At 45.2% G+C, this 13242-nt stretch carries 19 protein-coding genes; 10 read left to right on the top strand and 9 right to left on the bottom strand.

The features are described 5' to 3' along the window. Positions 1-116: 116 nt before the first annotated feature. The 5 genes from I2I11_RS15820 to I2I11_RS15800 all read left to right on the top strand — a co-directional run bounded on the left by I2I11_RS15820 (position 117) and on the right by I2I11_RS15800 (position 2932). The gene (locus I2I11_RS15820; RefSeq protein WP_196268701.1) at positions 117-962 is read left to right on the top strand and encodes a hypothetical protein; all 846 of its coding nucleotides are present in this window, start codon (positions 117-119) and stop codon (positions 960-962) included. A 51-nt stretch (positions 963-1013) separates the two neighbouring features. Beyond that, positions 1014-1481: a hypothetical protein gene (locus tag I2I11_RS15815; protein ID WP_196268700.1), complete on the top strand. Its 468-nt coding sequence runs from the start codon at positions 1014-1016 to the stop codon at positions 1479-1481. A gap of 209 nt (positions 1482-1690) precedes the next feature. After that, positions 1691-1921 (top strand): hypothetical protein, encoded by a 231-nt coding sequence (locus I2I11_RS15810; protein WP_196268699.1) that lies wholly within the window; start codon positions 1691-1693, stop codon positions 1919-1921. Further along, positions 1911-2255, top strand: a complete 345-nt coding sequence (locus I2I11_RS15805) for a type II toxin-antitoxin system PemK/MazF family toxin (protein WP_196268698.1) — start codon at positions 1911-1913, stop codon at positions 2253-2255. The genes I2I11_RS15810 and I2I11_RS15805 overlap by 11 nt, the downstream gene beginning before the upstream one ends. A gap of 86 nt (positions 2256-2341) precedes the next feature. Further along, a complete protein-coding gene (locus I2I11_RS15800; protein WP_196268697.1) occupies positions 2342-2932 on the top strand; it encodes a pseudouridine synthase in 591 nt (196 codons plus the stop codon). 152 nt (positions 2933-3084) lie between these two features. Here the strand turns inward: I2I11_RS15800 and I2I11_RS15795 are convergent, their stop codons facing one another. The 3 genes from I2I11_RS15795 to I2I11_RS15785 form a co-directional block, all read right to left on the bottom strand. Further along, positions 3085-3540 carry a YybH family protein gene (locus I2I11_RS15795; protein ID WP_230680343.1) on the bottom strand — a complete coding sequence of 152 codons (456 nt, stop codon included), beginning with the start codon at positions 3538-3540 and terminating at the stop codon, positions 3085-3087. Positions 3541-3683: 143 nt separating this feature from the next. Then, positions 3684-4415 (bottom strand): monofunctional biosynthetic peptidoglycan transglycosylase, encoded by a 732-nt coding sequence (gene mtgA / locus I2I11_RS15790; protein ID WP_196268696.1) that lies wholly within the window; start codon positions 4413-4415, stop codon positions 3684-3686. A 6-nt stretch (positions 4416-4421) separates the two neighbouring features. Beyond that, entirely contained in the window at positions 4422-4577 is a 156-nt protein-coding gene (locus I2I11_RS15785; RefSeq protein ID WP_196268695.1) for a hypothetical protein, read from the bottom strand. A 262-nt stretch (positions 4578-4839) separates the two neighbouring features. Here I2I11_RS15785 and I2I11_RS15780 point away from each other — a divergent pair, with 262 nt between their 5' ends. Together I2I11_RS15780 and I2I11_RS15775 are read left to right on the top strand one after the other, a co-directional pair. Beyond that, a complete protein-coding gene (locus I2I11_RS15780; RefSeq protein WP_196268694.1) occupies positions 4840-5475 on the top strand; it encodes an LON peptidase substrate-binding domain-containing protein in 636 nt (211 codons plus the stop codon). A 23-nt stretch (positions 5476-5498) separates the two neighbouring features. Beyond that, positions 5499-6728 carry a metallophosphoesterase gene (locus I2I11_RS15775; protein ID WP_196268693.1) on the top strand — a complete coding sequence of 410 codons (1230 nt, stop codon included), beginning with the start codon at positions 5499-5501 and terminating at the stop codon, positions 6726-6728. A gap of 9 nt (positions 6729-6737) precedes the next feature. Here the strand turns inward: I2I11_RS15775 and I2I11_RS15770 are convergent, their stop codons facing one another. Both I2I11_RS15770 and I2I11_RS15765 read right to left on the bottom strand, forming a co-directional pair. Next, the gene (locus I2I11_RS15770) at positions 6738-7646 is read right to left on the bottom strand and encodes a diacylglycerol/lipid kinase family protein (protein WP_196268692.1); all 909 of its coding nucleotides are present in this window, start codon (positions 7644-7646) and stop codon (positions 6738-6740) included. 233 nt (positions 7647-7879) lie between these two features. Beyond that, positions 7880-8689: a M48 family metalloprotease gene (locus tag I2I11_RS15765; RefSeq protein ID WP_196268691.1), complete on the bottom strand. Its 810-nt coding sequence runs from the start codon at positions 8687-8689 to the stop codon at positions 7880-7882. 393 nt (positions 8690-9082) lie between these two features. On the opposite strand from I2I11_RS15765, the gene I2I11_RS15760 reads away from it, so the two are divergent. Beyond that, positions 9083-9274, top strand: a complete 192-nt coding sequence (locus I2I11_RS15760) for a hypothetical protein (protein WP_196268690.1) — start codon at positions 9083-9085, stop codon at positions 9272-9274. Between the two features lie 84 nt (positions 9275-9358). Here I2I11_RS15760 and I2I11_RS15755 read toward each other — a convergent pair whose 3' ends face one another. After that, positions 9359-10198, bottom strand: coding sequence for a murein L,D-transpeptidase catalytic domain family protein (locus I2I11_RS15755; RefSeq protein ID WP_196268689.1), 840 nt, complete (start codon positions 10196-10198; stop codon positions 9359-9361). A 365-nt stretch (positions 10199-10563) separates the two neighbouring features. Between I2I11_RS15755 and I2I11_RS15750 the strand changes: the two genes are divergently transcribed. Then, positions 10564-10968, top strand: a complete 405-nt coding sequence (locus I2I11_RS15750; RefSeq protein WP_196268688.1) for a hypothetical protein — start codon at positions 10564-10566, stop codon at positions 10966-10968. A 39-nt stretch (positions 10969-11007) separates the two neighbouring features. Here the strand turns inward: I2I11_RS15750 and I2I11_RS15745 are convergent, their stop codons facing one another. After that, entirely contained in the window at positions 11008-11403 is a 396-nt protein-coding gene (locus I2I11_RS15745) for a hypothetical protein (protein ID WP_196268687.1), read from the bottom strand. A gap of 315 nt (positions 11404-11718) precedes the next feature. On the opposite strand from I2I11_RS15745, the gene I2I11_RS15740 reads away from it, so the two are divergent. Continuing rightward, positions 11719-11952: a hypothetical protein gene (locus I2I11_RS15740; protein ID WP_196268686.1), complete on the top strand. Its 234-nt coding sequence runs from the start codon at positions 11719-11721 to the stop codon at positions 11950-11952. Positions 11953-12058: 106 nt separating this feature from the next. On the opposite strand, the gene I2I11_RS15735 is transcribed toward I2I11_RS15740, so the two are convergent. Both I2I11_RS15735 and I2I11_RS15730 read right to left on the bottom strand, forming a co-directional pair. Further along, the gene (locus I2I11_RS15735) at positions 12059-12517 is read right to left on the bottom strand and encodes a DUF4199 domain-containing protein (RefSeq protein ID WP_196268685.1); all 459 of its coding nucleotides are present in this window, start codon (positions 12515-12517) and stop codon (positions 12059-12061) included. A 44-nt stretch (positions 12518-12561) separates the two neighbouring features. Further along, positions 12562-13032: a DUF4199 domain-containing protein gene (locus I2I11_RS15730; protein WP_196268684.1), complete on the bottom strand. Its 471-nt coding sequence runs from the start codon at positions 13030-13032 to the stop codon at positions 12562-12564. Between the last annotated feature and the right edge of the window lie 210 nt (positions 13033-13242).

The raw sequence follows: 13242 nt of genomic DNA, 5'->3' as shown, positions 1-13242 counted from the left end.
ATGGCTGTACTATATTTTACATAATGTTTATTACGTTTATCCTCCTATATTTGATAGGTTAAATGTGATAGGTTTCGTTTAGCAGATAATTATCGCCAATTCTAAAAAAAATATAAATGCAATTTTATCAGCAGAAGAATATTGAATTTTATGATTTTCTGAATGAGAATTTTAAAATTAACAAAGCTCATCGATGGACTGATATATCGCAGCAAATCACTAAAGCAAGAATTTCAGCTACATATAAATTTTTCTCTAAACTTTTTCCTTTGAATAATGAATATGCAAAGCATTTAAAATCTGAGTCAAATTCATTTAAGAGTATTCATTATAACACCTTGAACCCGAATAAAATAATTAATGAAATTGTAAGATATTCGTTATATTCTGATGAAATAATTGTATTTCATCCATTACAAAATCCATCAATCACTAATCAAAGATTTAGCCCAATAAAAAACCCTCAGTACTGGCTACAAAATTTCATTGATTCACTTTATTTCTATGTTGTGCTGCAAAAATGGGTTCGTTCGGGGATTGTTAAATTAATTGTAAACCCTTATGATTATGATTTTGAGTTAAGAACTAAATTTGATATTGAAGCAAAGAAAAGGGTGGATTCTTTTTTATCTGAAAAGGAATATAACGAAATTGTTATGGAAGAAGCTTCAAATTTTATGGCAGAAATGTTGGCTCAATCATACAAAGGAGAGAGTATTGACAAAATAAAACAAGGATTACTAAATATGGAAAATCCTAAGTTCGGTAAAAAAGAAGCAGATGATTTTGCTCAATTAATTTTTTCAAAATTTAAATTATGCAATCCTTTATACGATAAAATGAACGTTCCTTATAAGCAAAGCTCAATTATGACAATGAGAGGGGGCGGTAATCTTGAATCAATATTGTATGTAGCAGAACTTGTAAAAGGCAATCTTTATACAACAGATAAAACAAATTGATTTCAAATAAATCATTCAAAAAAAGCTGATTACTGGATTAAAGTTGCTCATTTGTACTCAAAAATTGAAATGCCTTTTTTAAATAATGTTAATACATCATTTGCTTTACATTTAAGAGAGGAGGATAGACTTTCAGGTGTTAGAACAGAACTAAGAAAAATATATAGTGCTGTGAATTCCATGTCTTCCGAAGAATTAAAGGGACAAAAAATTATTGAGCTTAATAACGAGTTTTTTGAAGCAGTAAAACAATCTGAGGCGGAATGGAATTTTATTAAAAAAGATGCTCAAAATAAAAGAATGTATTGGGCAGCAACAACTATTGGACTTCCTATAATTTTTAATGATGTTTCAATATTACCTTTGATTTTAGGATCTTCATTTTGGTTAGGTTCAAGTATGCGTGAAGAGAAACTAAAAACGACAAAATTCAAATTAACAAATCCTCTTTCGGTTTATATATATTTGAAGAATAAAGAACCCAATTTTTTTAGCGAATTGAAGAATTGCATATTATAAAAGAACAGGTGATAACACATGTTATAGTGCATGCAGGTTTCAGAGATTTCTAAAGTTTGTGGCTCGGAAATGAAGTCAGTGTATTCTGATAGGAAATTACTTCGTAATCCCGCACGACCTTATACCATCAAGCGTTGTCAATCAAAGAAACAAATTGAAAAACTGGAAGTATATACAAATAGTGTATACTTTTGTTTAAAACTTCAAGTATGAAAAATCTATCATTAAAACTGGAAGACGATATTTTCCAGGAAACGGAACATATAGCAGCTAAAGTCCATAAAAACAGAAACAGATATATCAATGAAGCTTTAGAATTTTATAACAAGGTTCAAAAAAGAAGGCTCCTCGCCAGTCAACTTGACAAAGAGTCGAAACTTGTTTCGAGCGAATCTCTTTCGGTATTAACTGAATTTGAAGCGCTGGAAGATGAAGGTTAAACAGTTCGAATTATGGATTGCTGATTTAAATCCAAGAAAAGGAACAGAAACAGGAAAAGTACGCCCCGTAGTCATAATACAAACTGACCTGCTAAACAAATCTCATCCTTCTACTGTAGTTTGCCCCATAACTACGAATGTGCAGCCTGAATCAAATATATTACGGGTTCATCTGACAAGAGGTACAGCTAACGTTAAAGAAGATTGCGACATAATGATTGACCAAATCAGGGCAATTGACAACTCCAGACTTAAGCACAGAATTGGTCAGCTAGATGACGCAATTAAAACCAAAATAAAAGAGAACATCAAGATTATATTGGACTTGAATTAAAAAGAACATCCGGCAACTATAGCTAAAAACCATTGAAAAGCTTTTTAGTCCACTCCAAAATTCAAAATCAACTCCATCCCGCAAATATGCTACACAGGCATTTCATCGTGCATAAGCCATACGGTTACCTCAGCCAGTTTGTGTGCGATCAGAAAAAGAAGAAACTGCTGGGCGACTTACATGAATTTCCGGCAGGCACCATGGCGATTGGCCGCCTGGACGAAGACAGCGAAGGTTTGCTTTTGCTTACCACGAATGGTAAGATGAGCGAGTACGTCAGGAGCAAAAAGATAGAGAAAGAATATTACGCGCAGGTGGATGGGCTGATAACGGATGAAGCCATTGAACGCCTGCAACAAGGCATAGAAATTACCGTCGAAAAACAGAAGTACCGGACCAAACCATGCGCGGTACATAAGCTCGAAAAAGATCCTGGTTTTGCAGAGCGCAGCCGCAGAATACGCGACGACAGGCACGGCCCGACAAGCTGGATTTCTATTACCTTAAAAGAAGGCAAAAACAGGCAGATTCGGAAAATGACTGCTGCCGCCGGCTTCCCTACCCTGCGGCTGGTGCGGGTGCGTGTTGGCGCCATACACCTCCGCGATTTGGAACCAGACATAGTAAAGGAAGTAGAAAGCTTTGTGAGTACGGACTCTGCTGGTGCGAGCTTGTAGCTCGTACCAGCATTAGGTTATATTTATCACCAGCAAAGGCTCACCGCAGTTATACTTACGTCATCGGAAACCACGCAAAATTTTATGTAGTTTGCCAGTAAGATTTACAGTATGCCAGCAAGAGCTTAAGCCATTGTTGCACCTATACTTGGTTAGCTCGAATGGTCGGCAATAATTTTCCAGCCATCGGCAAAGTGCTTCAGGATTATTGAAAAGTGACCTTCCAGATCGCCTATACCTGCCTCACGGTCTAAATGCCATTTGCCCACTACCAGCATCGTTTCAGGCGATAACGGCCGCATTTCTTTCAGGTCGAAAGTAAGCTTTCCCATGGCCGAGACATCCGGGTAGTTGCGCTTGTAATTGTCAAGGGTTTGCTGCCAGCCATAGGTCAGGCCGCTTTTGCCCACAAACAGCAGCGAGTCCGATTTCCAGTAGCCGGCCATATAGCATTCCAGATTTCCGCGGCTCCAGCAGGCACTTTGTTCCGTCAATACCTGGCGCACCGCTGCTTCCGCATTTGTATTGGTTTCTTCAGATTCGTGGCTGGTGCAGGCAGTGGTCAGGCCAAAGCTGCAGGCAAGTATAAACAGTAAGGCTTTTCTCATGGATTTAAGAAGCAGATAAAATTTAACGAAACAGGAAATAGCAGCCGTAATCCACCCACTCCTTACCTCTCCTTTGCTGAGGAGGAGAACTTTGGTTCGTATGGTTCTTTTGTCCTTTGCCATACTTTCCTTTGATCTGTTACTCATTGCTCGTCATCTGGAGGAAGTATGGCCTCAATATAAGTGGCGCCGCCGAGGTTGTTCATGGCACGGGCAATGCGCCTGCGGCGGGTGCGTACGTAGGAAGACGGGTTTTTAGCAGAATACTTGATCGGGTTTGGCAAGACGGCTGCCAGCAAAGCCGACTCCTGCCGCCCTACCGCTTTGGCTGGTTTGCCAAAGAATTGCTGCGACGCTGCCTCCACCCCAAATATGCCATCACCCATCTCGGCAATATTCAGGTATACCTCCAGTATGCGTTCCTTGCCCCACAGCACTTCAATCAACAGGGTAAAATACGCCTCCACGGCTTTACGCAAATAGCTGCGGCCATGCCAGAGAAAAACGTTTTTTGCTACCTGCTGGCTGATGGTGCTGCCTCCGCGGATTTTACTGCTTTCCTGGTTCCGCTGAAACGCATCCAGTATGGCCTGGAAGTCGAAGCCGTGATGCTGCAGGAAAAGCTGATCTTCGGATGCCACAACCGCCAGCGGCAGCTGCGGCGACATTTCTTCCAGCGGAACAAAAGTATAAGCTATGGTTGGGTCGTCTTTCTCGGCTTTACCGGCCTCAGCACGGCGCTTTACCATGTGCAGCGTGGCAGGCGGAGCCACCCACCTGTATAGCAGCACCCATACTATACTTAGCAGAAAAAGGGTTAATACCAGTTTGATGAACAGCAGTTTTACCTGCCGCAGCCCTATCTTTTTAATCATACTTCATCACTTTCCGAAGGAGGCAAAGGTAATCAGTTTGCAGTATATTTCCAGTGGCTTTCCGGCCCGGCGGCTTTTGCCAACACAGGCCCCGTTTGCCGCGTAAGAATCAAAAATAAAAGGTGGCTTCTGTATCATGATACCGGACACAAGTTTTTTCATTTTATAATTGATCTCCGCTATTTTAAGTAAAAGGACACAGGTAGCAGGGCACTAGACACAAGGTTTTATTTCTGCTTATACCTGATAATCCGGTTTCTATACCTGATAGAGAAATACTTAAAATCTGTCATTTATTTTGTCTGCTATTACATACTTTAACCTGAAGCGAAGGAGATGTATGGGATAATTTACAGGCTTTTAAATTCCTGAGTTCCTCAACCTCCTGCCATGTTTTGGGTTATACTTAGAAACTGAAAAATCTATGTCCAGATATATACCACTCTTTCCGCTCAGTATCGTTGCTTTTCCGGGCGAAAAACTGAACCTGCATATTTTTGAGCCCCGCTACAAGCAACTGGTGCTGGACTGTACTACCGAAGGCAAAACGTTCGGCATCCCGACTTTTATCAACAATGGTGTGGGCGAGTTTGGTACGGAGGTGGAGATCCTGCGCGTGGAGAAGAAGTATGAAAACGGCGAGATGGACATCCGGGCCCGCGGCCTGCGCGTCATCAGAATAAAGCGGTTCGACAGGATGGCGCCGGGCCGGCTGTATGCCGGCGGCGAAGTGGAGACAGTAGAAGACAACACCGCTGAGGATATTGTTGTGAAACAGAAAATAAAAGAACTGCTGGTGCAGCTCTACGAGGCACTGGGCATCAGCAAAATGTTTCTGGATCTGCCCGGCAACTTTAAATCTTTTGACATTGCCCATAACCTGGGCCTGAGTACGGAGCAGGAATATGCGCTGCTGCAGCTCTCTGACGAGAGTACCCGGCAGGATGTAATACTGCTGCACCTGGAGCAGATACTGCCTGTTGTCCGGGAAACAGAGTTGCTGAAGGAACGGGCCCGCCTCAACGGGCACTTCAAACACCTGACGCCTCCTAACTTTTAATCTTCCTCCTCGATAAACCTTATATGCTGGTATACTTTCTTCTCATTATTCCTGCCCTTGTTTTTTTGTTTCTGGCCTTTAGCTACTGGCAGGAGCGGAAGTACAGGCGCAAACCGTTTTACAGGCTCTCGGATGTTGGCTGGCAGCACTGCACACCGCCCGATGATGCCATGCGCCTGCATTCGGTGGCCATGCTTGGCGATGTAGGCGCTGTAGCCACCGACGGCTCTGATCCGGTGCTGCACACGCTGGCAGCCTGGCAGCAGGAAGCCGGCGCCAAAGGCACAGCCATCTTTCTGGGCGACAATTTATACCCTGTGGGGCTCCCGCCGGTTGGGAACATACACCGGCCTGCCGCTGAAAAACGGCTGCACCTGTTGCTGCAGCAACTGCACCACTATGCCGGGCAGGGCATTCTTCTGAGCGGAAACCACGACTGGAACAAAGGCCGGAAAAACGGGTATGCGCAGATGCTGCTTCAGGAAAACTTCGTAAAAGCGCATGCAGGAGAAAATATACAATACCTGCCGGCCAATGGTTGCCCCGGCCCGGTAACCATACAACTGGCAGAAGGCTTGCTTCTGTTAATTATTAATACGCAATGGTGGGTGCAGAAAGGCGAAAAACCCCTGGGTGAAGCTTATGGCTGCGCCTACGCCCACATTGATGAGTTTTTTGTGGCCCTGAACAGCATACTGCAACAGAACAGGCATCAGCGAATCCTGGTAGCGGCACACCACCCCATGTACAGCAATGCCATGCACGGCGGCAAGTTTACCATGAAACAGCATATATTCCCGCTCACCACCGCCAACAAAAGGTTCCTGATACCATTGCCTATCTTCGGCTCTATCTATCCTTTTTATCGCAAATTTTTCGGCGCGGATGAAGACATGTCGCACCGCAGGTATAAAAAAATGCGCAAGCGCCTGTTGCGTATCTTTCACCGCTACAGCAACATTATTTATGTAGCCGGGCACGACCACAACCTGCAGCATTTCGAAATCAGGGACAACCATTATCTGGTGAGCGGTTCCGGCAGCAAAACAGCTTTTGTGCAGAAAGGCGGTAAAGCTACCTTTACTTTAGAGCAGCTGGGCTTCTTCATAATCGATTACTATAGCAACGGACAAGTATGGCTGGAGGCGCGTACGGCTGCCGCGGAAGGTACCAAAGGCGGAACAGTCGTTTTTCGCAAAGAGCTAAGCTTTAGCCATGTGCCGGTTCCGGCGCAGACCGAACGGTCCGGCTAAAGACAATATTTATTCCTCATCGTCGCCAGGCAACGGCAGCACCACACGCAGGCTTTGAGGATGCATGGTTACGGTTATCTCTGTTCCCAATTCAACAGGCTCTCCGTCAATGTGCATTACTTCGTGATCGATGTTATAAATGATTGCCTTCCTGCAACTGAGCTTGCGTGTGTATACGGAGTCATCTATACTATCGGTGTACAGCTTGTACAGGATGCCGATGCCTGCAGTCTTGGGGAATGGCTCTATCAGGCAAATCTCAAAGCGGCCATCGTTCAGAATACCATTCGGGTTGATGCTGGCATTGCTGCCGAAAGCATTGGCGTTGGCTACGGTTACCATAAAAGCATTGCCCTCAAAGGTTTCCAGGTCGGTATCGATGCGGTAAAACTTTGGTTCATACGTCAGGTATTCCTGCATGGCAATCCAGGCATAAGCGCCCGGGCCACGGGTTTCGCCGTTGCTGAACCGCTTTACGACCAGCGCATTAAAACCAAGATCGCTCAGGTGAATCGAAGGGCGTCCGTTCAGATCGATGGTGTCGATGGCCCGCACCTCGTGCCGGTAAATCAGCTTGAGCGCTTCTTCCGTATCCTGCGGAATATGGAGATCTTTGGAAAGCCCGTTGCCGGAACCTAAGGGAATAATGCCCAGGGGCACGGAGGTACCTATAAGTATGGAGGCCGCCATACTTACCGTACCATCTCCGCCAACCGCAAACACGGCATCATATGACTGCTTCCCCATCAGCTGCCTTACCTGATCGATGTCCTGCTGTCCGGAGGTTTTATAAATATCATACGTAATCCGGTGGGCCTGGCAGGTAGAGATTATCTCCTCTTCCAGTTGGTCTTTTTCTATATCGCCTGCTATGGGGTTAATGATAAAAAGCAGGTGTGGCTGTGCGGGGTTTTCCATAGGTGCGGGCGGCTTGTTGGTTGCCTGTGATACAAGTATCCGGTTAAATGAATGATTTTAGAGCATGTTTAAATTTCGTTTTTGCAAGCGAAAATTATTAAGAAAGGTTCTGGCGAAACGGTTTTTGAGCCGCATAGCAGCGCTATGTGGCGATAAAAGCGTGAAGACAGGTTCCTTTATGGGAAATTTGCAGCGCAAAGGATGAATTTTAACCATGCTCTTAGTAAAGCCTTTTACTGCTCAAGTCCTGCCGGAAGTCCGTTGGGATATTCCTCCTGAATGGCGCGTTCTATTTCGGCTATGCGGTTGCCGGGGTTCGGGTGCGTCTGCAGGAACTCGGGCCCTCCTGCCCCACCGCCTGCTTCTTCCAGTATTTTCATCACTTCAATCATAGCGCGTGGGTCGTAGCCCGCCTCTCCTGTGAGGCGCACAGCCAGCCTGTCCGATTCCAGTTCATCTTCGCGGCCATAGCGCATGTTCACCAGGCGGCCTACCATCGCTGCCACCACGGCGCCGGATTGGCTGGCCGGGTTCTGCGGATCATAGGTAGCGATGGCGGCAGCGCCCGTTAACCCCTGGGTGAGCTTTGCTTTTGCCAGCTGTTCGGCAGAGTGGCGCGCCACCACATGCCCGATTTCATGGCCCAGCACCCCGGCCAGTTGCGCTTCCGAGTTCAGCCGCTTCAGCAAGCCTGCTGTAATAAATACCTGCCCGCCAGGTAAAGCAAAGGCATTCACGGTTTCTTCATCGGCCAGCAAATGGAAATCAAAATTATAAGGCGAATTTTTAACTTCGGTGCTTTGCACCAGCCGCTGCCCCAGCGCTTTTACAGCGGCAGCGGCCTGTTTATCGGGGTGCAGCCCGCCATACTGCTGCGCCATTTCCGGCGCCGCCTGCAAGCCCAGTGCAATCTCCTGATCCACGGTCATGTCTACGTGCTGGTTTTCGCCTGTAAACTCGTTTTCCTGCGTGTTGCACCAGTAAGTCCCCAGCGACACCAGCGCTAAAAGTATAGCTACTATAAATTTAACAATGCCTCTCATATTTTCTTTTTCAAATTGAAGTATAAACCCTTTTTACCTAAGTGCTTTTGCCGGACAAGACAGAACGGCCCAGTCCGGCAAAAGTATCATGCGCTGCGGCTTCCGCTGAAGCAATTTTAAGCCATCCGGAAGAATAGCCGGTCCAGCCCTAAGTACAGAGGTGAAACGGCGCAGGCTCACATGTGGTTGCGCCCATTCTGCCGGCCTTGTACCGGCAGGCTACGGCCGGTACGAGGCCGGCGGACATTACTGTTCAGGATATCCGAAATTGCCAGTGGCAGCCCATAAAATAAAGCGCATCCATACTCTTTAATACAACTTCCGTAGTACATACATCAGTCGTGTTAACTGCTGAAATTAATTTAATAACTGAATTTAAAACCTGAATAAAATATGAAAAGGACATTTGGTGCTATCCTCACGGTACTTGGTATTGCCGGTATTATCTGGGGAGCCTACGCTTTCATGATGGGAGGCGATGGCGGGGTTGTCGGCAAGTATTCTGCTGCCGTACCTTTTATAGTTGGCCTGATATTTTTCTTTTCCGGCATTGGGCTTATCAAAACGACAAGAGATAGAACATGAACAGGCAAACCCCATAAGCAAAACAGCCTGCGCTACATTGTAGCGCAGGCTGTTTTGCTTATGGGGTTTATATTATACCGTTGTTCAGATTTGCTGCGGCAGGTTTACTGCTTCCATAGCAAATGCTTCTACAGCGCTGGCCGTGTTTAAAAAGTTTGAGGTATAACTGTTGTCGGAGCCGTTGATGTAGAGGCAGGAATTATCCTTGATTAAGTTTATAACTTCTTTGGACACTTCCTCGGGCACAGCCGGGCAGCCGAGGCTACGGCCTAAACGGCCATACTGCTTTACAAAAGCTTCGCTTACGTAATCTGCTCCGTGCACCACAATGGCGCGAGCCATGGCATTGGAATTATACTTTGCATCCATCCCGTTCAGCCTTAAAGAAAGGCCGTGCTTGCCGAAATAAGTTTTATCAGTCAGGTAAAAGCCAATGCTGCTCATGTATGAGTTAGGCTTGTTCGAGAATTTCGTGGCTTTGTCTTGGCCGGTATTGCGGCCATGCGCCACCAGGGTATTATAAAGCAGTTTTTTTGTTTGCAGATCTACTATCCACAGGCGCTTTTCACGGCTGGGTTTTGAAAAGTCTATTACTGTCAGAATGGTATTGGCAGGATCAATTAACTCCTGCTGCCTGAAGTTGTGGTATCCTACAAAAGCTTTCTGAAACACATCAAACGACAAGCCGGCTTTCTTCAGGCTGGCATCGTTGTAAACCTCCAGCGCATAATCATCAAAAGCCATTTGTTTTTCGGCAAAGGTAACAGCGGCAGTTTTAGAGGCTACAGCATGCACATTCTCTTTCAGAGCAACACGTTCCTTAAAAGCATGTGAGGTAAAAGTTGAAATGCCAGCCTTTGGGGCATTGGGACTGGTAAAAGAAAGTAAAGCAAGGGTAAGGGAAGTCAGAACTGCTCTTATCATAGGATTTCTTTAAGCTTGGTTTAAGCGATCAGTTTAGAAACAGATGACCAGCTAAAAATTGTTCCACTATTTCTTTCTTCCGGCAAAAGAAAATTTTTCCGCTGGCTTGTGCCTAATGTTATAACGCTTTAAAGTTAATTACAATATCCTGCCCGCACAAATTAATGACTAAAGTAAACCTGCTGAACGCACAGGGCCGTTTCAGGGTCATTTTGCTGCAGCTTTATACTTTCCCAGCAGTTGAAGGCTTCAGCCTTTCCTTATGCCTGCACATGGGACGGACAAATCCAGGGGCGCAACGTTTTTCAGGTTATACTTGTGTTATAAAGCCACAAACTGCAACTTTGGGCCATAAACAAATAGATATGTTAAAGCGATTCATTTTCTTCATGCCCCTGCTGCTGTGCCTGCTGCTTACCTCGTGTTATACCCCGGAGAACCTGCGGGATTTTGATAGCGAAACCTGGAAAGCAGACCGCTATGCCTGCAACGGTAAACGAAAAGAACTGGTGCAGGAATTTGAGAAGATACGCCGCAACCTGTACGGGCAGAAAGAGTATGTTGTCCGCAACGTGCTTGGCAAACCTGATCAGGAAGAACTGCTGAAAGGCAACCAGCGCATTTATTTTTATTATCTCGAAGCGGGCGAGCAATGCAAAGATCGCCATGTACGCGCTGCTGCCAACTGGGCCGAAGTGCGCATCAATGCTGTAGGCAAAGTATCGGAGGTTTCCTATAAATACCCCATTACAACAGTAAAGCCCGGATAAACCGGGCTTTACTGTTGCAGGCAGGAGATAATAAACTATCTATTTATCATTTTCAGTTACAAAGCGGGCATTCTGCCGGCCTTCCAGTTCCAGGAAGTAGCGCAGTTGCGTCTGCGTAAGCACCTGACGTAAGGCTTTGTCGTTTTCCAGATTGATATCACGCATTGCCCTGGAGCGTTGAATAGGATCCTGGGCAAAAGTATCTGCGGCTTTCTCCAGTTGCTCGTAGCGGTCCTGGTTCAGTTGCGTTACCTGTACATACTGCGCGTCATCGAGCAACAGTTCCTTCTGCATCTCAACCGTTGCCATGGCCGGGCCATTCAGGCTGACTGCCAGCACCTGCTTGTCTAGTTTATCATCGGTTACATGCAACCCTTGCGAAAAGGTGGCTATCTGCGTGAGGCATATGGCGGTGGTAAGTATAATTTTTTTCATACCATGTTCAGCTTATAATGATCGGTTTATTAACCTACAATGTTGTTCTATGTATAAGAACGTTTATTCTGAGAACAAGTTAATTTTAATGCAAAGGTATACCAGACCTTTCTATCGGGCGTTGGCAGGATGCGCAGCTGGAGCTATCATTATTTAAATTTAAATCTTAACTGCTTACAGAAACTTCCTTCAAAAGCAGCTTTACGAAACTATCAGGCCGCTGTAAAGTATAACCTACTATAGATTTATAGACAACATTATTGACATATAACAGCAGCCAGTGACAGCCACAGGCTTTGTTTTAACCCAGCACGCATGAGAACAACCAACTATAACCCAAGTAAATTAGAAGTTGATTTTGCCAAAGCATTCAGAGATTTAGCCCCGCAATTAGAAGACAAGTTATACCAGGGCGAGCAGGTAACGGACATCGAGTCCATACATGATGCGGATAACCCGCTGGTAATTTTTAAACTGCAAGATAAGGAAGGCGACAAGCATGAAGTCGTCGTACAAATCATTCAGCGCCCCGATACGATTGTAAAATAAATATTCAGTTATAAATAAAACAGAAGGCTTGCAATTTATTGCAAGCCTTCTGTTTTATAATGCTGCTCTTCCGACAGTTATCTCTCTGTTGCAGCTTATACTTTCATCAGGGGCTACCAGGTACTTTCATGTCCTTGCGCTTAAAAAACTGCATGGCGATAAAAGATATCAGCACCCCGGAAATAACACCCTCTAACATCAGCACAGCAAAAATAACAATACCGGGTGTTGTATTGATCCGCTGGCCAAAATACTGCTCTGCTGAGAGGGTTTCCAATAGTTCGGCACCGGCTATGTTTATGTAGATGACCATAAAAACAGCAAAGAGCGTAGTACCCACGATGGCTGTCATGATACCGGTACCCAAACCTTTGAAATAAGAAATATTGCCATTTACGCTATGCTTGTAAGATTTAATGGCAATAGTAATTCCCACTGCCAGGATGAGGCCATTCAGAAAGCGTAGTTCTGTGATGTGTGTAAGCCCCAGCAGGTGCATCAGCACAAAATAAATGATTAGTGCCGCTGCCGTAAAAAGTCCGTACTTGATGCCGATTTTTTCCATACTTTAAATTTTTACAGGCATGGACCACAAACTTTTCAGTTGCGCTAAGCCTGATTAGATACAGAGTGATCCTGGCGTTTAAACCACTGCATGATTACGAAGGTGGCAATAAAACCAGGTACCGATCCCTCCAGCAGCGTCACCAGAAACAACGACAGCACTGTTAAACCTTCCGGAAAAAGCCCGCTGGCACTAAGTGCCTGGATATACGTGCTGTCGAACAAGGTTACAAACAGCACCAGGAACAGCGCCAGAATCAGGCTGGATACAGCAGCGGTAATTGCCCCGATACCGAGGCCCTCAAAATAACGCAACATACCGCCCTGCAGCTTCTTATACTTTGATATGGCTACCACAATCCCGATAAGCAGGAAAACACCACTTAGGTAAGAAAGCCCGATGTTATGAATTAATCCAAGAATGCGCATCAGCAAAAAGTATGCAATGTGCGCGACGCCTACCAGCAAACCATACTTAATTGCCAGGTTCTGAAAAGATACTTTCGTGTATGCCATAGTTCATTTCCATTTAAGTTTATCATTCTGCTTTCTTAAGGAACAGATCAGGAGCGTATTTGGTTAATATAAAGGGCCAGGGTTTAACAAGCAAGGGAGCAATAGCATGCTTTTTGCCATGTACCAGGTATATTATCAAAAATATATACTAGATAAAGGAGCCTGGTGTTGTGGTAAAGGCTATATTTTTTCAAAGTGCCCGCCCCCGCA

The organism is Pontibacter rufus (genome assembly GCF_015694705.1).
GTDB lineage: Bacteria > Bacteroidota > Bacteroidia > Cytophagales > Hymenobacteraceae > Pontibacter > Pontibacter rufus.
This window is presented reverse-complemented; position numbering and strand designations above follow the sequence as displayed.

Coding starts and splice junctions, on each gene's coding strand:
- I2I11_RS15775 (WP_196268693.1), top strand. CDS start 5,499: ATGCTGGTATACTTTCTTCTCATTATTCCTGCCCTTGTTTTTTTGTTT.
- I2I11_RS15800 (WP_196268697.1), top strand. CDS start 2,342: ATGCTACACAGGCATTTCATCGTGCATAAGCCATACGGTTACCTCAGC.
- I2I11_RS15785 (WP_196268695.1), bottom strand. CDS start 4,577: ATGAAAAAACTTGTGTCCGGTATCATGATACAGAAGCCACCTTTTATT.
- I2I11_RS15810 (WP_196268699.1), top strand. CDS start 1,691: ATGAAAAATCTATCATTAAAACTGGAAGACGATATTTTCCAGGAAACG.
- I2I11_RS15740 (WP_196268686.1), top strand. CDS start 11,719: ATGAGAACAACCAACTATAACCCAAGTAAATTAGAAGTTGATTTTGCC.
- I2I11_RS15755 (WP_196268689.1), bottom strand. CDS start 10,198: ATGATAAGAGCAGTTCTGACTTCCCTTACCCTTGCTTTACTTTCTTTT.
- I2I11_RS15770 (WP_196268692.1), bottom strand. CDS start 7,646: ATGGAAAACCCCGCACAGCCACACCTGCTTTTTATCATTAACCCCATA.
- I2I11_RS15750 (WP_196268688.1), top strand. CDS start 10,564: ATGTTAAAGCGATTCATTTTCTTCATGCCCCTGCTGCTGTGCCTGCTG.
- I2I11_RS15820 (WP_196268701.1), top strand. CDS start 117: ATGCAATTTTATCAGCAGAAGAATATTGAATTTTATGATTTTCTGAAT.
- I2I11_RS15745 (WP_196268687.1), bottom strand. CDS start 11,403: ATGAAAAAAATTATACTTACCACCGCCATATGCCTCACGCAGATAGCC.
- I2I11_RS15765 (WP_196268691.1), bottom strand. CDS start 8,689: ATGAGAGGCATTGTTAAATTTATAGTAGCTATACTTTTAGCGCTGGTG.
- I2I11_RS15760 (WP_196268690.1), top strand. CDS start 9,083: ATGAAAAGGACATTTGGTGCTATCCTCACGGTACTTGGTATTGCCGGT.
- I2I11_RS15730 (WP_196268684.1), bottom strand. CDS start 13,032: ATGGCATACACGAAAGTATCTTTTCAGAACCTGGCAATTAAGTATGGT.
- I2I11_RS15735 (WP_196268685.1), bottom strand. CDS start 12,517: ATGGAAAAAATCGGCATCAAGTACGGACTTTTTACGGCAGCGGCACTA.
- I2I11_RS15780 (WP_196268694.1), top strand. CDS start 4,840: ATGTCCAGATATATACCACTCTTTCCGCTCAGTATCGTTGCTTTTCCG.
- I2I11_RS15795 (WP_230680343.1), bottom strand. CDS start 3,540: ATGAGAAAAGCCTTACTGTTTATACTTGCCTGCAGCTTTGGCCTGACC.
- I2I11_RS15805 (WP_196268698.1), top strand. CDS start 1,911: ATGAAGGTTAAACAGTTCGAATTATGGATTGCTGATTTAAATCCAAGA.
- mtgA (WP_196268696.1), bottom strand. CDS start 4,415: ATGATTAAAAAGATAGGGCTGCGGCAGGTAAAACTGCTGTTCATCAAA.